Genomic DNA, 18,284 nt, shown 5'->3' on the forward strand with positions numbered 1-18,284 from the left:
TGAGTCAAACGATTACGTAATCACCTACAGCCGACCGTCGAGCGCGTTGATGAGCGGCGCTCATCACAGCCATGCTCGGACGAGATCGTCCGGGCCCCAATGCATTGCGAGTGGCAGATTGTCGGCAACGCCGGATCGGGAGACGGCTACCAGTGCGGTGTTGTGATCGGTGCCGGGTACTGCGAGCAGGGAGCGGGCGAGGGTGTCGTAGTCGTGGTGGTCGAAGGGACGGTCTTCGAGCCACTTGATGGAACCGACGAAATGTATTGCGCTGGCGACGGGTTCGCGGTCGGCGCCGATCAGGTCGATTTCGGGATTGTTCTGTCGGTTCCACCATCCGCCGACGGTCTCGGTTTCGGGCCATCGATCGTTGGGCAGCAGACGCAGCAGGGATTCGCGGATCAATGGTTCGATGGCACGTCCGCGCCAGGTGGTCCACGAGCGTTCGATCCGGGTCAGCGCGAGATCGCCGCGGCCGCGTTCGATGAGCGGAATGCCGCGCTGGAGGAAGGCCAGCCAGAACCGGAGGTAGGAGTCGGCGATTCGGTAGCGTTTGTTCTTGGTGTCGGGTTTCGTGGACAGCGGTAGATCGCTGTCGACGATTCGCTTGTTCCGCAACATGTTCAGCAGCGGATTGAGGGTCCCTGCGGGGAGTGCGTTCGCTCCACCGGCTTGTGCGGCGATGGTGCTGAAGGTTCGTTCTCCACTGCCGATGGCTTCCAGGACTGCGCGCGCTCGCATCCCCTCCGGGAACTCGCCCAGTAGCGACAGCTCGCCTGCCACCAGCAGCGGAGCCAGCGGGTTGGCCGCTGCGTCGCGAAGGAAGTCCGTTCGGCTCATTCCCGGGCGCCACGACTGGACGATCTCCGGGAACCCGCCGGTGATCAACTGGGCGTCGATGCTGTCGGCTGCGCTGAGGCCGGTCATGGATTGCACGTCGGCCGGATGCAGCGGTTCGACGGTCATTTTTGTCGCGCGCCCGAAGAACGGCCGATCGCGGGATCCAAGGGCCTCCATGACCGAGATGTCGCTGCCGACCAGCACGAGAAGGACTGGTTTGGCGCAGAGGTGGCGATCCCACACCGTCTGCAACGCGCCTTCGAACTCCGGATCTTGTTCGACCAGCCACGGCACCTCGTCGATGACCGCGATACAGGGCGTGTCTTCTGGTATGGCGATCGCGAGGGATCGCAGGGCTTGATTCCAGTCGCCGGCCTGAAACCCGCTGATCAGCTCTCCGCCACCGAGGCTGGACTGAGCGATTGTTGCGGTGAAATCCTCGCGCTCGGCGATCGGATTGCGGCCGCGGGTCGCCTGGAAGACCACGTAGGCGCGGTTCGACCGATCGCAGAACTCCTGGACGAGCCGTGATTTCCCGACGCGTCGGCGACCGGTCACGATGACCGCACGCCCCCGGGTGCTGCCGGTGCCGTCGATGACCGAGGTCAGCTGACGAGCGAGCAGGTCGAGGTCGGTGGCTCTCCCGGTGAATTCCATAGCCGTCTCCTCGAAGGTGAGATTCTATCTTACTATGGTGCAATCTTAGTTTGCTGTGCCTATGGGTGGGGCTAGGCTCCGCCAACGCCTATGCCGTGCCCACAGCTACCGCGCATTGCTTGCGTTCCACATAAACCGGGCATCATCACGCGGTGGCCGTCCCGCATCCCGCCGCCACGCCAGCCAGCACTGTGTGATCTATATTGCGCTGCAACAATTTACGTGACATCGGCGCGGCCACAGACCATCAGTCGACGTCCTCGGAAAGCGGTGGGCCGTCCGGATCAAGGAAACGGTGCAGAGCCGCCGCAAGGCCGCGCATCTGCTCACCCGCCTCGACATCGGTCCGAATCGTGGCTGTCCAGCAACCAGTGGTCGAACGGCCCCACGGCCGCAGCGTCCACGCCAACTGGACGTGCCCACCTGCCGCACGGCACACGTGGATATTCTGTGCATGAAGCCGCGAAATCGACTGTCGCTCATACGTTGTAGAGACGTTCGAGGTCGACGAGCTCGACGTCGGATCGACCGGTTGCGGCCTTTTCGAGGTCGAGGGTGAAGCCGGTGGTGGTGAACAGGACAAGCACGGTATCGGTTGTGTTGTGGCCGAGATCGGTCAGTAGCTGCTTTATTCGGTCGAGCCGGTCGAGGTCGGGCAGTCCACGTCGGTCGAGAGTGGCTTTCGCTTCACCGATCACGGTTACGCGGCGGCCGTCCATGGCGAGCACATCGATCTCGTGTTTCGCCCGACCCGGGTTGTCTTGGACGGTCGCGAATCCGACATCGCCGAATCCAGCGGGACGGTCGAGTTCGTCGGGTGCGAAGCGGAGGATCCAGTCTCGGGCAAGTTCTTCGAAGTGGGTGCCGAGGATGTTGGATCGAAATGTCGGTGCCGCGCTTTGCCATACCTGGCGAGCGCGGCCGAACTCGAGTTGTCCGAGATGGGGTGCGGTGATCAACCGGTCGAAGCGGATGACCGGATCCGACACCGTGATCGTCGGTTTGCGGGCGCGCAACATGTCCTGGTTCCGGGTCAGGTAGCCCGCCGACTCGAGCACACCGAGCGGATAGCGCACGGAGTTGCTGTCGCGGCCGAGCATGGCACCGATCTTGCTTGGTGTGCTCGCGCCGGAAGCAACCGCGCTGAGGATGTCGAAATACAGCGCGCGGCTATTGATCCGGGGATCTTCGCGCAGCAGATAGTCGACTTCGGTGTGGGTGAAGACGCCGATATCGGTGGTGAGCAAGTTGTCGATGACCCACTCGTCGAAGTCCTCGATCGATCCGGGGGTGCCGGTGATGAGCGAGCGATATCCGGGGATGCCGCCGACGGTGGCATGGACGTGGAAGGCGATATCCGGGTCGTCGATGCCCCAGAGCCCAGCCGCCTCCCGGTAGTCCAAGGCGGGCAGCCGCAGATCCATCATCACCCGGCCACGCAAAGGCTTTGCGCCGGAAAGTAGTTCGTGCATCACGCTGAGCGCCGAGCCGCAGAGGATCATTCGACCACCCGGCCCCTTCCCGTTCTGGGAGGCGTCGTACAGGTGCTGGATCAGCGAAGGCAGCTGCGGTGCGTGGGCTGTCGCGTAGGGGAACTCATCGATGACCACCAGCGGGGGATTGCCGCTGGTCGCGGTGCGGGTCGCAGTTTCCAACGCGGCACGCAGCAGCCGTTCCCAGGATTCCGGTGTGCCCAACGCCGACGCGGGTAGTCCGGCATGTTCGGCGAGATTACCGGCGAATCGCGCGCGCGCAGCGCGATCGCCTTCGTCTTGGACGCAGACGGTGTACAGGCCACCGACCTCCCGGCACACTGTCGACAGCAGTTGTGTCTTGCCGGTTCGCCGCCGTCCCGAAACCAGCCCGATTCGCAGCGGACTGGCGATGCCGCCGTCGAACAGGAACCGTTCCACGGCGCGCCACTGCCGGTCGCGCCCGACGATGGTCGGCGGCTTCTCCATCTTCACCTCGCAATAAACATAGTTTGATTTACTGCCAATGATAGTATATCCATTTACCATAATTTGCGTATGCGGGCGGTATGCCCACCTGCGAAGCGGAGTCGGCCGCGTGGCTCGCGTCGGCCGGATCGAGGCGTCGAAAGTATTTGCCCGCTCGAGGCATAACGGTGATGAAGGAATACCGGTGGTGGTTGATTGACGGTAGCCGGGGTGCGCCTCGACCACCGGCGCAGCGAGGACTCGAGGTGTGTCAATCCCACCGATGCCGGAGTCTCACGACAGTCCAAGCGATTCGCGCACGCGGGCAGCGCTCATTCGGCCGGGTTGTTCGTCCTGGGGGAAGGAGTCGATGAGCCGGATCAGGTCGTCGCTCTGGTCGGGTCGGCGGCTGCGGCGCGGGGTGTCCAGCCGCCGTGGTGCGAGCTGCCACCGCAGTGATTGCGCCTGGATCGCAATCGTCGCCGAACTGTTCGGTGTGGGCCGCCCACGCGACATCCGCGTCGGCCAGCGCCGACAGCAGCGCCCGTCTATCCTTCCAGCTACCCGGAACCCCTGGCCGCCCGTCAGCCGGGACGCGGTGGCAGCCGGCAACGGCTAGCGTCTGATGACATGGCTTCTCTTGGACGTACTGACCTCGACGTCTTTCCCATCTGCCTCGGCGGCAACGTGTTCGGGTGGACCGCCGACGAGCCGGAGTCCCGCGCCGTCCTCGACGCGTACACCGGAAAGGGCGGCAACTTCATCGACACCTCGAACTCCTACCTGATCGAGCACGGCCGCTCCGAGACGATCATCGGGCGCTGGATGGCCGACCGGGGCAACCACGACCAGATCGTCGTGGCCACGAAGGTCGGCGGCGGCCGCGGACCGCTCCGCAACCTGCGCGCGGAGACGATCAAGCATGAGGCACACGCCTCGCTCGAACGCCTGCAGACCGACCGCATCGACCTCTACTACGCGCACTTCGACGACGAAGAGACGCCGCTGGAGGAAACGCTGCGCGCCTTCGACGCGCTCGTCCAAGCAGGCACGGTCCGCCACCTCGGTGCCTCCAATTACACGCCGGAACGGCTCACCGCCGCCCTCGAGTTCCAGCGCAAACACGGGCTCGCCGAGTTCACCGTCCTGCAGCCGCACTACAACCTCGTCGAACGGGACTTCGAGCGCACGCTGCTGCCCGTCACCGACGCCTGGGACCTCGCCGTGCTGCCCTACTACGCGCTGGCGAAGGGCTTCTTGACCGGCAAGTACCGGCCGGGCAGCGACGTCGTCGAGTCCCAGCGCGCCGAGGGCGCGCGCGCGTACCTCGACCACGGTGGTGCGGCGGTGCTCGCGGCGCTCGACGAGATCGCCGCGTCCCACGACACCACGGTGGCCGCCGTCGCGCTCGCCTGGCTGCTCGCCCGCCCTCGGGTCGTCGCCCCGATCGCCAGCGCACGCACCACAGAGCAGCTCGAGCAGATCCTGCCTGCCGCCACGATGACGCTGACACCCGCTGAGATCGACCGGCTGTCGGCCACCACGCAATCGGCGTGAGCGACACCCTGCGAGAAGGCCCGACGCGTCCACGGGTTCGAGCCGGTGCCATGCAATGTGCTGCTCTTACTCGGCTTGGGCTGTTGCGTCGACGCGCTCGGGCACGGGTACCTCGAAGCAGACGAGGATCGCGGAGATCGTCTGGTACTGGCCGATGAGGCACAGGATCGCGATCACTCCGGCCTCGCCGAAGGTCGCGGTCGCCTCGAGGTACAGCTCATCGGGTACGACGTGATCGGCGAGCAGGCCTGCGGTCAGCCGATGGGCCACGTCCGCCTCGGCGGTCAATCCGTGTGGGGCCCTTCGCTGAATGATGGCTTCGATTGCGCCATCCGGAACTCCTGCAACGCGGGCAGCCGATCTGTGCGCATCGATCTCGTACTCGGCAGACCAGGCCGCGCCGACGGTCAGGATCACGACCTGACGGACGTCGGCGGCGATTCCGGAACTGGTGATCTGGCTCGTCCACTGGCCGAGTCCCGCCGCGATGTTCGGAACGCGGAGCAGCGCGTTGAACGGGCCGACGAACCGCCCGTCGTCGAGTTGCGCGGTGAACCCGCTTTCCGCGGCTTCCGGTACGACCATCCGCGTCAGCGCTTCGTACACCTGATACTGCGCCCCGTCGAGGTCGGCCGGTGCGAGCAACGATAGTCGGCCGCCGAGCCGATCGAGGCTGCCCTCAGCTGATGTTTGCATTGCTCTCCATTCGTGGATTTGCGGTCGTTCAGCGACCGGACGATCTGACCGACCCATGCCGAAAGCGATGGATCGGAAGGCTTGATATGTTGTTTCGTCATGGAGTGGTCGTCGACCTCGCTGCGGCTGCTGCGTGCGATCGCGGAGACCGGGTCTTTCACCGCGGCCGCAGTGGCGCTCGGTTACACGCAGTCCGCCGTATCACGGCAGATGGCCGGGTTGGAGCGCGCTGTGGATGCCCAACTCTTCGAGCGGCGGGTCGGCGGAGTTCGGCTCACCGCGGCCGGCATGACACTTCTGCGGCATGCTTCGGCGGCACTCGATCAAGTCGACCTGGCCGCACGCGTCTTGCACGGGGCCGACCCGAATGGCGGCACTGTGCGCCTCGGCGTCTTCACGAGCGTAGGAGCGGCGCTCGTTCCCGAGGCGCTCGCTCTGATGCGACAACGCCGTCCCGACGTCGAGATCATCACCCGAGAGGGCTCGACCCCGGCCCTCACCCGGAGCGTGCGCGCCGCAACGCTGGACTTTGCGATCATCTCGTCCCGACCTCCTTACGCTGCTCCCGATGACCAGGACCCGCCTTTCGAACTCGACATCCTGCTCGAAGGCGACCTGCTGGTCGCGGTGCCCGCGCTCGGTGACCTCGGCCGCGACGGCTCGGTGACTCTTGCCGAGTTGCAGCGAGCGACGTGGATCTCGAGCCCGGAGACGCCGAGCGAACCGGGGCTGGGGGTCTGGCCCGCGCTGCCGCACCGACCGACGATCGGGCATCAAGCGCGGGACTGGCTGTCGAAGTTGGCCCTGGTCGCGACGGGATGGGGCGTCACGACGCTACCTCCGTACCTCATCGGTCTGGTGCCCGACACAGTGCGGTTGGTTCCACGTCTCCGATGGCGTGCCCATCTCCCGCCGCGTCCTGCTCGCACGGCTTCCGGGCGCTCCAACCAATGCGGTGACCGAGTTCGCCGACTGCCTGCGAGAGGCGGCAGGGCGTCTCCCTTCGGGCTGATCACCCTCGCAAGCCGCCCGAGCGCTCCCCTTAAGGGTTTGTCGGCAGCTTGTCGCGTGCGATCCGCTCGTCGAATCCCGTGACCGGGTCGAGCCTCCGACCGTCCGCCCACCAGTTCGCCGACGGTGACTCCACGACGTTGATGTAGATGTCCCTGCTTTCCAGGCCGGGACGCTCGGCGAGGTTGGTCACCAAGGAGCGGTAGAGTTGCCGCAACTGCTCGACGGGTCGCGCCCCGAAATACGTCTGGATGAATATTGCCTCCGGACGACGCTCCAGACCGAACGCAATCGGCGCGGTGATGAGGTTGTCGGCCTCGAGTTCGTGGAAGACGTGGTACTTATCGTCGTCCGGAATTCCGAGTACGTCGACGAGCGATCGATGAATCGAGTCGGAGATCGCCCGCCGATGCTCGGGCGAACTTCCCTCTCTCATATAGATCTTGGTCATAGGCATGCAGCACTCCTCGCATTCACGTGTCGACCGATTGAGCCGACTACACCTCGAGCTAAGCGCGTGCAGGCGCATGCGTCCAACGAATGTTTGGAATGGCCCACATGCCAAAATCGCATGCGCAGCCCGGTCGGCATCGACAGCATGCGTCGAGCACTTGCCACGCGCCTTCGAACTCCGGATCCTGTTCGACCAGCAAGCGCAACATCCAGCAACAGCCGACCGGATCGGATTCACGCGCAACGAGATTCGGCACTCGCTCGCCATCCTGACATCCCCATCACTGCACACCATCGCCTACCGCGGGGGTCAGACCTGGACCGGTCGCCGACGGTGCTGGCCCTACATTCCACCCGCGCTCAACCCGGCAACCATGCTGATCTGGGCCGAGCCTGTTTCGGGTCAGCTCGAGCGTTCGACGCGCGCGAGCCACTCAGCGAGGAGGGCGCGCAGGAGTTCCGGTTGCTCGTGGGGTAGGGCGTGTCCCGCGTCGTCGACCACGGCGAGCGAGGCGTGGGGGTAGTGGTCGACGAGGTCGGTAGCGGCGGCATACCCGACCGTCGAGTCCAGCCGCCCCGCCACGACCACTGTCGGACCCGCGTAAGCCGGCGCGTGATCGGGGGTGAGCGCCCACCGTTCGCCGATTCGCTCGAGCGCTGCCTGGTCGACGAGCGCGGCCGCTGGGGCGAGGTAACGTTCGTACCGTTCGAGCATCTCCGGGGTTTGGATCACGAAGTAGCTCCGGAAGACGTCGTCACCGATCTCACCCGATCCGGCGACGACGCGGTGCTCTGGGACGTCGCGCAGTCCTGGCAACAATGGACAGACGAGCGCCAGACCAGCGACCTGCGCCGGGCGTCTCGCGGCCATCGCCTGCGCGTAGTACGCGCCCGCCGAGTGACCGATGAGGAGAAGCGCGGTCCCGCCAATGACCTCGTCGGCGAAGTTGAGCAGCGTGTCGAGGACGTCGTCGGCGCTGCGTAGCGTTTCGGGAGCGATTGTCCGGCCCATTCCAGGGAGGTCAGGATAGATCCGCCGCAGCCCCGCAACGCCGTCGAAAACCAGCTCGAAGCAGGCCTCAGCCTCGCGGTGGTCGACGCCGGCGCCGTGGAGTACCAGCACGGGGCGACCGGTCCCGTGCTCCACGTAGTGGACCACCATTTGGCCCACTCGGATCTCCATCCCCGCAAGCTACCGCGCAGGGGGCGTCGCGACAACGCGGCCTCGACCGGGGCAGCCGATGTCGGCCCGCCCTCGAGTGGGGTCCGGTCATACCGAGGACGGCAGGTTCGTGCGTCGAGCTCCAGCACCAGCTGGGGACCTACCGCTGCGGCGCGGGCAGCAGAGCCGAAGCGGCAAACGAACATTTCTGGTGTGCGCCTGCTGTGTGCGGTGTAGCTTCCGGCCGTGGCTCAGGAGTTGGATGAGGACGAGCTGATCGATTGTTGGACGCTGGTTGGGAATGAGCTGGAACTCGTTGCGGGGCAAGCGTGGTGCGACGAAGCTCGGGTTAGCTTTGATGCTTCGGTTCTATACCGAGCATGGCCGGTTCCCTCGTGGTCGCGGCGAGGTCCCGGACAATGCCGTGGAGTACGTGGCGCGTCAAATCGGCGTCACACGGACCGAGATCGCCTTCTACGAGTGGTCTGGTCGTACGAATAGGTTCCACCGCAATTAGATTCGCGGTTCGCTGGGATTTCTTGAGTGCAGCATCGCCGACGCGGACGCTGTCGCGGACTGCTGGTCGCGTATGTCACCCAGAGCGAAAGGTTCGGCCGACCAGGTCCGTGCACGCCTTCTGGCGCACTTGCGTGCCGAGCGGATCGAGCCGCCTACCGTATCAACCCCCAATAGCTACCGGCCGAACCTGAAAACGGACAAAGACCGGACGAAAACGGACCGGGGGATGTATTGCCAAAGTGCCGCCGCTGGAGGGTTACTGAGTATGAGCGGTGTCACGACCAGGACTGTGCTGCTGCGGGAGAACCCTTTTCCACTGATCACTGGTTAGAAGGCAGGAAAATGCCACCTGTTATCACCTCGCTGACACCCTCTTTCGGCCCTGCAGCGGGTTTCAACTCTGTAATCATCACCGGCTCCGGGTTCAGCGGTGTCGGTCCATTGACTGTCCGGTTCGCTACGACGGCAACGACATTCACCATCGACTCCGATACCCAGATCACGGCCATCGCCCCGCCTGGAACTGGCACGGTGAACGTCACCGTCACCGCAAACCTGGACGGCACGAGCAACCCGCTGCCCTACACCTATCTCACGGTTCCGGCTTTGAGTAGCGTCAGCCCCAGCCAAGGACCCACCACGGGCGGGACTCCGGTCACGCTGACCGGATCGGGCCTGACCGGAGTCACCGCCGTCAATTTCGGTGCCACACCGGCGACCTCGTTCATGGTCAACTCCGACACCCAGATCACCGCCGTCAGCCCGGCGGGAACCGGGATCGTGTCTGTCACCGTCACCGGACCGGGTGGCACCAGCAACCCGGTTACCTACACCTATGTCGTCGTTCCGACCATCACCTCCATCTCCCCGACCTCCGGACCCACCGCGGGCGGGAACAACCTCACGATCACCGGCACCGGATTCACCGGCCCGTTGACAGTCCGGTTCGGCACGACCGCAACAACATTCACCGTCAACTCCGCCACCCAGATCACAGCTGTCGCCCCAGCCCATTCGGCTGGCACGGTGCAGGTCACCGTCACCGGCTCGGGGGGAACCAGTAACGGTGTCGCGTATACCTATGCCGCGGTGCCCACTCTGACCAGCATCACACCCGCTTCAGGAGCGGTGACCGGTGGGACGACGGTCGTGCTGACCGGGACGAACCTGACGGGTGCGACGGCGGTGAGTTTCGGTGGGACACCGGCAACCTCGTTCACCGTCAACTCCGCCACCCAGATCACAGCTGTCGCCCCAGCCCATTCGGCCGGCACGGTGCAGGTGACTGTCACCACTGCGGGTGGAACGAGTAACGGTGTCGCGTTCACCTACGTCGCGGTGCCCACCCTCACGACGGTGGTGCCGAACGTGGGGCCGGTGGCCGGCGGGACGACGGTCGTGCTGACCGGGACGAACCTGACGGGTGCGACGGCGGTCAGTTTCGGTGGGACACCGGCAACCTCGTTCACCGTCAACTCCGCAATGCAGATCACGGCCGTCTCCCCGGCCGGGTCGGCCGGGACGGTTCAGGTGACTGTCACCACTGCGGGTGGAACGAGTAACGGTGTCGCGTTCACCTACGTCGCGGTGCCCACCCTCACGACGGTGGTGCCGAACGTGGGGCCGGTGGCCGGCGGGACGACGGTCGTGCTGACCGGGACGAACCTGACGGGTGCGACGGCGGTGAGTTTCGGTGGGACACCGGCAACCTCGTTCACCGTCAACTCCGCAATGCAGATCACGGCCGTCTCCCCGGCCGGGTCCGCCGGGACGGTGCAGGTGACTGTCACCACTGCGGGTGGAACGAGTAACGGTGTCGCGTTCACCTACGTCGCGGTGCCCACCCTCACGACGGTGGTGCCGAACGTGGGGCCGGTGGCCGGCGGGACGACGGTCGTGCTGACCGGGACGAACCTGACGGGTGCGACGGCGGTCAGTTTCGGTGGCACACCGGCGGCCTCGTTCACCGTCAACTCCGCCACCCAGATAACCGCCGTCGTCCCAGCGGGGTCGGCAGGGACGGTGCTGATCACGGTCACCACCGCAGGTGGAACGAGTAACGGTGTCGCCTACACGTATGTGGCGGTGCCCACCCTCATCACGGTGGTGCCGAACGTGGGGCCGGTGACCGGTGGGACGACGGTCGTGCTGACCGGGACGAACCTGACGGGTGCGACGGCGGTGAGTTTCGGTGGGACACCGGCAACCTCGTTCACCGTCAACTCCGCAACCCAGATCACGGCCGTCGCCCCTGCCGGGTCGGCCGGGACGGTGCAGGTGACCGTCACCACCGCGGGCGGAACCAGCAACGGTGTCGCGTTCACCTACGTCGCGGTGCCCACCCTCGCCGCAATCGTCCCGAGCACGGGACCGGTGGCCGGTGGAACCACGGTCGTGCTCACCGGAACAGGACTAATGGGAGCCACCGCGGTCACCTTCGGTGGGACACCGGCGACGTCGTTCACTGTCGACTCCGCAACGCAGATCACCGCCGTCTCCCCGGCTGGGTCCGCCGGGACGGTTCAGGTGACCGTCACCACTGCGGGTGGAACCAGTAACGGTGTCGCCTACACCTATGCCGCGGTGCCTGTCTTGACCGCCATCGTTCCCAGTTCAGGGCCGGTAAGCGGTGGGACGGTGGTGGTGATCACCGGGACAGGTCTGACCGGAGCCACCGCGGTCATCTTCGGCGCCACATCGGCGACCTTGTTCACCGTCAACTCCGACACCCAGATCACCGTCCTCACCCCAGCCGGGTCGGCAGGGACGGTGCAGGTGACCGTCACCACCGCGGGCGGAACCAGCAACGGCGTCGCGTTCACCTACATCGCGGTGCCCACCCTCACCGCAATCGTCCCGAGCGCCGGACCGGTGGCTGGCGGAACCACGGTCGTGCTGACCGGGACGAACCTGACGGGTGCGACGGCGGTGAATTTCGGTGGGACACCGGCGACGTCGTTCACTGTCGACTCCGCAACGCAGATCACCGCCGTCTCCCCGGCTGGGTCCGCCGGGACGGTTCAGGTGACCGTCACCACTGCGGGTGGAACCAGTAACGGTGTCGCCTACACCTATGCCGCGGTGCCTGTCTTGACCGCCATCGTTCCCAGTTCAGGGCCGGTAAGCGGTGGGACGGTGGTGGTGATCACCGGGACAGGTCTGACCGGAGCCACCGCGGTCATCTTCGGCGCCACATCGGCGACCTTGTTCACCGTCAACTCCGACACCCAGATCACCGTCCTCACCCCAGCCGGGTCGGCAGGGACGGTGCAGGTGACCGTCACCACCGCGGGCGGAACCAGCAACGGCGTCGCGTTCACCTACATCGCGGTGCCCACCCTCACCGCAATCGTCCCGAGCACGGGACCGGTGGCCGGTGGAACCACGGTCGTGCTCACCGGAACAGGACTAATGGGAGCCACCGCGGTCACCTTCGGTGGGACACCGGCGACGTCGTTCACTGTCGACTCCGCAACGCAGATCACCGCCGTCTCCCCGGCTGGGTCCGCCGGGACGGTTCAGGTGACTGTCACCACTGCGGGTGGAACCAGTAACGGTGTCGCCTACACCTACGTCGCCGTGCCTGCTTTGATCACAGGCGTCCCGGATCTGGGACCCGAGGCCGGTGGGACAACGGTCGTGATCACCGGAACAGATCTGGCCGGAACCACTGCGGTGACTTTCGGCGCCACACCGGCGGCTTCGTTCACCATCGACTCGAATACCCAGATCACGGCCGTCAGCCCGGCTGGGACCGGGCTAGTGCAGATTACCGCCACCACGCCGGGTGGAACCAGTAACGGTGTCTTCTTCACCTATCTTCCGGTTCCGACCCTGACCACCGTGGTTCCGAACAGTGGGCCTGAAGCAGGCGGGCAGTCGGTGCTGCTCACCGGAACGGACCTGGCGTGGACCACTGATGTGACTTTCGGTACCACACCGGCTCCGTTCACGGGCCTCTCCGATACGCAGACCCTGGCCACCAGCCCCGCTGGGACCGGGACAGTGCTGGTCACCATCACCACTCCCGGCGGAACCAGCAACGGCGTCCCCTACACCTATGTTCCGGCTCCGGGAGTCTGATAACTGATGGACTGGGCCGTCGGCGAGCTATTGCCGACGGCCCAGCTCGACGGACAGATGCCCCGGATAACGGCCTGTTATCCGGTAGTAACTCCTTAGCGCCGGATTGGGCAGTACCAACCGCCGAACCCCAACCGGTTGTAGTCACGACGCCGCGCGGAGATCTGCCGCCGATCCTCGTCGTCCAAATGGAAGAACCGCTCCAGCTCCACCCGAGACAACGACCCGAAACGGCAGTAACCGGGCACACCCTCATCAGTCACGCCGCCATGAAACCACCAGCTAGACAGCTCGATTAAGTCAGTCGGCTTAGCGTGAGTTTTCTCGCGGTCACCTCAACCCCCGACTCCCGCACAAGCAATGGCCCCGAAGCGCGATTGCTTGTGCGGGGCCATTGGGAAGTTCCGAGGGACGAATTGTGGACAGGCCCCGGTCCGGCTGTCGCTGTGGGACGTGCGCCGCCGGATCCGCCGTGGCACGCCACTGGTGTGAAAATTCGCAAGGAACGGCTAGGTCGCACGGGGTTCTAGGGTGCCGTTCACAAGAGTTGACTCAGAATGGTTGGGTCGGTGATCTTTGTGTCGTTGGCCAGCAGTAGTGCTTTGCTGAGGATCACCGACAGCATCCGGTCGCCGTCGAACGGCAGGAACGAATCCGGCGCGGTTGTGCGTTGAGACGGGACGATGCACAGGTAGCGGTTCTCCGGGGCGATCAGGACGTTTCCCGAGCCCAGGTGGATCCGGTACGAGTGTCTGCTGCCTTGCACGTGCAGGAATCTGGCGTCCACGGTGCACCGGTCGCCGATGGCCAGTCGGGGCAGCAGCCTGGTTAACACCTCGCGCCGGGTTTGGGCGGTCTGGTTCAGTTCGCCGAAGCTGTAGTCGGCCCAGTATTCGGCGAACCTGCCGCCGGGGCCGCCGTCCTGCCATGTCGGGTCGTTGCCGATGCTCGCCACACCGACGAACAGATCCACGTCGCGCAGCACTTCACTCAGCACCAGTTCGGGCACGTCCGATAACGGTAGTGGCGTGGCCGGCCCGGCCGGGTCGGTACGGAAGCCGCCACGGAAGCCGGCATTGGCGCAGTTTTGCGGTGCGTCGATCGGGTAGAACCGCACCTGGTCGGTGAGCAGGCGCAGGTAGCTGCCGGACTCGGTGGTGTCGGTGCCCCAATCGCTGTCGCCCTGCACCCAGTATTCCGCGCGCAATCCCCACTGCGGCAGCTCGCGGGTCGGTGGCGGCAGGGAGGTGTCGGCATCGAGCAGTAGCTTGTTGCGCCATCCCCGGACCGCTGCCAACGCGTGGAACTGGTGTTGGCGCAGTATGTGTCCGGCGAAGCGGTTGGAGTAGTCGCCGGTGCGCCGCTCCGCGTCGGTCAGCACATACACCTCACGGTGGGCCTGTTTGAACGGTTGGCGGATATTCTTGCGCTCCAACCAGTCCCGCCATGCGCCGATCTCCTCCGGCGAGCGGCCGAGCGGGTGCCACAGCTCCACGACCTCACCGCTGATCGGGTTGTCCGCCAGATCGCGCAGCGCGCCATCGGCGTAGCCGCAGGCGAGGCCGTCGACTGTCCACAACAAACGGCGGGCGATCGTGCCCACCAGTGGGTGGTCGACATAATGTTGCCGCCATGAGGGGTAGTCCCAGGTGCGCCGTGCCAGGAACTGGCGGTCCAACCGTTCGACTTGGGCGGTCAGCATCTTGCCGACGTCGCGGACCGTCGCCTCGAGTTCCTTCAATTCCTCGGCGTGGTCGCGTTTCACCGCGGCCGGGACGCTTTTCACCGGCTTACCTGTGAACCAGTTCAGCACCGCCTTGATGCCGTCCACGGTCACTGTCGCCGACGCGGCGCCGAATGCGAATTCCGCTCGACCCACCGACGTCAGGACGTACGTGGGCACGGCCATCTCCTCGATCTCCGCACGGGTCAGCCCCAGCGCGCGTGCCTTGGCCTCCAGCGCGGCGTTGATCAGCTTCAACGTGCCCCTGTAGGTCACCGTGGCGGCCAGCCGCGCCAGTTCGGCCAGCGCCGCCTCGCCTGTGAGTCGACTGAGAGCGTAGACGCCGGCGTTCGCCACCTTCGGGTTGCGTGGTCCCACACCGGCGAGTCTGCGCAGCGACGTCTCCACCAGACCGGCCAGGACGCGGGCGGTCGTCGGCTGCGGGGACCGCAACGCCACCAACCACAACAGACCGCGTACAGCGTTCGCGTTGAACGGGTCGTAGAGATCGTTGATGGGCCCCGGCTCCCGGATTGCACTGTTCTCCAGCGGCAGTGTCCTCGGCAGGCCAACCTTTTCCAGCAGGGCTGGCACCTCCTCGTCGAAGGACACCTTCGCCAGCAGAGCCTGACCGGTTTCCTCCCACTTCTCGTTTGGCTTCGCCATCGTGGCGGTGGCGGCGAAGGCCAACAGGTCGTGCCAACCCGGCGAGGACTGCGCCAACTCCAGAGCTTGGTCCGCCCATTGCTCACCAACGTTCAGCACCGGCTCGGGGCTTCGTCGGGCAATGTCCACGACACCGGTGGGCGAGTACCTTTCGCAGGCCGCGCGGCGATACACCGCGACAACCTCGGGGCTCAGCGCGCGGCCGGATGCCAGTTCCGCTTGCGCCAAAACCGGGTCGAACGACAACAGACTCAACTGGCCCAACTGGTTCGACAGGGTTTCCAGTGCCGCTCGCCGTTCTTCGACCAGTATCGGCAAGGTGGGGGCAATGGTCGACACCAGGACCAGGATGCCGTGTCGTGCATGCTCGGAAGTGGCGGGAAACGCGCCCGCACACACACCAGCCAACCGTTCGGCTGTCTCGGCAGGCAGGCCGCGCGCTACGTCCACCACTCTCGACCAGATCAGCATGTCTTTGGTGGTCGTCTCGTATGCCCGCATCATCGCGTCACGCAGAGCATCCATATCGTCCGCGGCGATGGCGGCACGCACCGCCATCATGGGCTCGGAAAGGCTGCGGGCGACGGTCTCTTCCAGGACCCCGATGCCGTGGCGTGCATGCTCGGAAGCGGCGGGGACCGCGGCCGCGCAGACGCGAGCCAACCGTTCGGACGCCTCGGCCGGAAGATCCCCCACCAGGTGCAATATCTCGGACCAGACCTCCCTGTCGGACTGATTGGTAATCGCCTGGTATGCCCGCATGTACGCGTCGAAGAAGGTGTCCATGTCGTCGGCGGTGACGGCGGCGCGCGCCGCGGTTGTGTACTCGGAACTCGACATCAGCCACCCACCAGTGCGACGAGCCGAAGGAACGTGATTTCCACGCCCGGCGGCAGCGCGACCATCCCGTCCAGCTCCTCGATCTGTCGATCGCCGACCAACACCACCAAACCGTTGCGCCCGAAAGCCTTCAGCACCCCCTCGCACTGGCATTCCGGGTCGATATCACCAGTGGCGCGGAACCCATCGCGCACCACCTCGGCGTCCGCCGGCCGCACCAGGCCACGAAAGACGCCACCCGCCGTGGCGGTGTTGTACTCGGCGATCTCCTTGTACACCCGCCGCCGGATCACCTCCCGCAGCGGCAGCCGCTCCTCGGCCACCTCGAACGTCCAACCGTCGCCGCGATTCCCGGACGTCGTCTCATCGACGATCTTCACCCTCGCCACGGCAACAGGGTAGCCACAGCCACCGACAAGAAAAAAGCGAAGGCAAGGACGTCCTACTCCTTGCCCCTCTCAACTTATAGCTTGCCCCTCTCAACTTATAGCGCACCGGGGGGCTTGCGGCAAGACCCGGCTCGTGCCCCATCATTGTCGGCAGAAAGCCAGGACCTGCGGAAATGGGAGATTTGCGAAGTGCGTGTGTTGTTGACGACGTGGGGATCACGCGGGGATGTCGAACCGCTGGTGGGGCTCGCGGTGGCGTTGCGAGGGCTCGGCGCGGAGGCGCGGGTGTGCGCGCCGCCGGACGAGGATTTCGCGGAGCTGCTGGCGCGTGGCGGCGTGCCGCTGGTGCCGCTCGGCCCGACGGTGCGCTCGGTGGTCGCCGGCACGAAGCCACCGACCGCGGAAGACGCGTTCCGGCTCGCTGCCGAGCTGGTCGCCGCGCGGTTCGAGACGCTCACCGCGGCGGCCGAGGGATGTGACGCGCTGCTGGCGACCGGCCTGATGCCGGCCGGCGCACGAGACGTGGCCGAGAAACTGGGCATCCGCTACGTGCTCGCGTGCTTCCAAATCTATGGACTGCCGTCGCGGCACTTCCGTCCGGGTAGGCGGCCGGGCACGCCGTCTCCGCAGGATGAGACCGACAACCGGGTGCTGTGGGAGCAGGACGCCCAGCGGGTCGACGCGTTGTACGGCGCGGCGCTCAACAGCCATCGGGCAGCGATCGGCCTGCCGCGGGTGGACAACGTCCGCGACTACGTTTTCACCGACCAGCCGTGGCTGGCGGCGGACGCGACGCTGTGCCCGTCGCAGGGCATGACGGACCTCGACGTCGTGCAGACCGGGGCGTGGATCCTGCCGGACGACCGCCCGCTCCCGGAAGGGCTGGCAGCGTTCCTGGACGCCGGTGAACCACCGGTGTACGTGGGCTTCGGAAGCATGGCCGCGCACGTCCCGAAGGACATCGCCCGGGTGGCCATCGATGCGGTCCGCGCGCAGGGCCGCCGCGTCCTCCTCGCTCGCGGCTGGGCCGAGCTGGCCCTGATCGACGACGCCGACGACTGCTTCGTCGTCGACGAGGTCAACCAGCAGGCGCTGTTCGGCCGGGTGGCCGCAGTCGTGCACCACGGCGGCGCGGGCACCACGACGACGGCCGCCCGCGCCGGCGCGCCCCAGGTGGTGGTCCCCCAGATCGCGGACCAGCCGTACTGGGCCGCCCGAGTGGCCGAGCTGGGCATCGGCGCGGCACACGACGGCCCGACGCCGACTGTTGACTCCCTGTCGGCCGCGCTCGAGGTCGCCCTGGCCCCCGAGACCCGAGCGCGGGCAAGGGCCATGGTCGGCACAATCCGCACCGACGGGGCGACGGTGGCCGCGAAAATGCTCCTCGACATGACCGGCCGGAGCGGGTCCGCGGGCTGATCGCCCGGCGGTCGCGCGGCAGGCACCCCGCCTGCCGCGCGACGGTCCAGGGACCTTCAGGCCCGTTCGAGGGCCTTCTTGTGGCGGCATGCAGGCTCAGTCGGGTGGGCGTTCAGCTGGTCGTTGCGCCGGCGGGTTGGCCGATATCGAGGCCGTCGCCGCGGCCTGGGTGAGCTTGTGGGTCTCGGACGATTCGCGGCTCGGCCGCATATCGGTGGTCGAGTACGAATCCGGCTACCATGCACAACGCACCGGGCACCCGGTCGGTGCAGATAACCAGGTGTGCACGGGATCTGGGAGATTCGTTGCTCGAAAGATGGTTAGCGTGA

The 18,284-nt window shown here is 66.1% G+C and carries 15 protein-coding genes; 6 read left to right on the forward strand and 9 right to left on the reverse strand.

Annotated elements, in window-relative coordinates:
* Positions 1-63 precede the first annotated feature (63 nt).
* The 3 genes from ACV7NQ_RS26355 to ACV7NQ_RS26365 form a co-directional block, all read right to left on the reverse strand.
* A complete protein-coding gene (locus ACV7NQ_RS26355) occupies positions 64-1,497 on the reverse strand; it encodes an ATP-binding protein (protein WP_463362082.1) in 1,434 nt (477 codons plus the stop codon).
* Between the two features lie 247 nt (positions 1,498-1,744).
* The gene (locus ACV7NQ_RS26360; protein ID WP_463362083.1) at positions 1,745-1,936 is read right to left on the reverse strand and encodes a DUF6228 family protein; all 192 of its coding nucleotides are present in this window, start codon (positions 1,934-1,936) and stop codon (positions 1,745-1,747) included.
* Between the two features lie 40 nt (positions 1,937-1,976).
* Entirely contained in the window at positions 1,977-3,458 is a 1,482-nt protein-coding gene (locus ACV7NQ_RS26365) for an AAA family ATPase (protein WP_463362084.1), read from the reverse strand.
* A 195-nt stretch (positions 3,459-3,653) separates the two neighbouring features.
* On the opposite strand from ACV7NQ_RS26365, the gene ACV7NQ_RS26370 reads away from it, so the two are divergent.
* A complete protein-coding gene (locus ACV7NQ_RS26370) occupies positions 3,654-3,896 on the forward strand; it encodes a hypothetical protein (RefSeq protein ID WP_463362085.1) in 243 nt (80 codons plus the stop codon).
* A 171-nt stretch (positions 3,897-4,067) separates the two neighbouring features.
* Positions 4,068-4,994: an aldo/keto reductase gene (locus ACV7NQ_RS26375; RefSeq protein ID WP_463362086.1), complete on the forward strand. Its 927-nt coding sequence runs from the start codon at positions 4,068-4,070 to the stop codon at positions 4,992-4,994.
* A 66-nt stretch (positions 4,995-5,060) separates the two neighbouring features.
* Here the strand turns inward: ACV7NQ_RS26375 and ACV7NQ_RS26380 are convergent, their stop codons facing one another.
* Positions 5,061-5,690, reverse strand: coding sequence for a carboxymuconolactone decarboxylase family protein (locus ACV7NQ_RS26380; RefSeq protein ID WP_463362087.1), 630 nt, complete (start codon positions 5,688-5,690; stop codon positions 5,061-5,063).
* Between the two features lie 99 nt (positions 5,691-5,789).
* Between ACV7NQ_RS26380 and ACV7NQ_RS26385 the strand changes: the two genes are divergently transcribed.
* Positions 5,790-6,785: a LysR family transcriptional regulator gene (locus ACV7NQ_RS26385; RefSeq protein WP_463362088.1), complete on the forward strand. Its 996-nt coding sequence runs from the start codon at positions 5,790-5,792 to the stop codon at positions 6,783-6,785.
* Here the strand turns inward: ACV7NQ_RS26385 and ACV7NQ_RS26390 are convergent.
* Complete coding sequence (locus ACV7NQ_RS26390; protein WP_463362089.1) at positions 6,733-7,158, reverse strand: tautomerase family protein; 426 nt, start codon at positions 7,156-7,158, stop codon at positions 6,733-6,735. The genes ACV7NQ_RS26385 and ACV7NQ_RS26390 overlap by 53 nt on opposite strands.
* A gap of 399 nt (positions 7,159-7,557) precedes the next feature.
* The gene (locus ACV7NQ_RS26395; protein ID WP_463365822.1) at positions 7,558-8,316 is read right to left on the reverse strand and encodes an alpha/beta fold hydrolase; all 759 of its coding nucleotides are present in this window, start codon (positions 8,314-8,316) and stop codon (positions 7,558-7,560) included.
* A gap of 301 nt (positions 8,317-8,617) precedes the next feature.
* On the opposite strand from ACV7NQ_RS26395, the gene ACV7NQ_RS26400 reads away from it, so the two are divergent.
* Together ACV7NQ_RS26400 and ACV7NQ_RS26405 are read left to right on the forward strand one after the other, a co-directional pair.
* Positions 8,618-8,833: a DUF4158 domain-containing protein gene (locus ACV7NQ_RS26400; protein ID WP_463362090.1), complete on the forward strand. Its 216-nt coding sequence runs from the start codon at positions 8,618-8,620 to the stop codon at positions 8,831-8,833.
* A gap of 344 nt (positions 8,834-9,177) precedes the next feature.
* Positions 9,178-12,918 carry a beta strand repeat-containing protein gene (locus ACV7NQ_RS26405; protein WP_463362091.1) on the forward strand — a complete coding sequence of 1,247 codons (3,741 nt, stop codon included), beginning with the start codon at positions 9,178-9,180 and terminating at the stop codon, positions 12,916-12,918.
* Positions 12,919-13,013: 95 nt separating this feature from the next.
* Here ACV7NQ_RS26405 and ACV7NQ_RS26410 read toward each other — a convergent pair whose 3' ends face one another.
* From ACV7NQ_RS26410 to ACV7NQ_RS26420, 3 genes are all read right to left on the reverse strand, one after another.
* Complete coding sequence (locus ACV7NQ_RS26410) at positions 13,014-13,181, reverse strand: DUF4158 domain-containing protein (RefSeq protein WP_463362092.1); 168 nt, start codon at positions 13,179-13,181, stop codon at positions 13,014-13,016.
* Positions 13,182-13,456: 275 nt separating this feature from the next.
* Positions 13,457-16,147 (reverse strand): DUF4132 domain-containing protein, encoded by a 2,691-nt coding sequence (locus ACV7NQ_RS26415; protein ID WP_463362093.1) that lies wholly within the window; start codon positions 16,145-16,147, stop codon positions 13,457-13,459.
* On the reverse strand, positions 16,147-16,536 hold the full coding sequence (locus ACV7NQ_RS26420) for a hypothetical protein (protein WP_463362094.1): 390 nt from the start codon (positions 16,534-16,536) through the stop codon (positions 16,147-16,149). The genes ACV7NQ_RS26415 and ACV7NQ_RS26420 overlap by 1 nt, the downstream gene beginning before the upstream one ends.
* Positions 16,537-16,725: 189 nt before the next feature.
* Here ACV7NQ_RS26420 and ACV7NQ_RS26425 point away from each other — a divergent pair, with 189 nt between their 5' ends.
* Positions 16,726-17,955, forward strand: coding sequence for a glycosyltransferase (locus ACV7NQ_RS26425; protein ID WP_463362095.1), 1,230 nt, complete (start codon positions 16,726-16,728; stop codon positions 17,953-17,955).
* Positions 17,956-18,284 lie beyond the last annotated feature (329 nt).

This window comes from Nocardia sp. Tas62D01 (genome assembly GCF_055232035.1).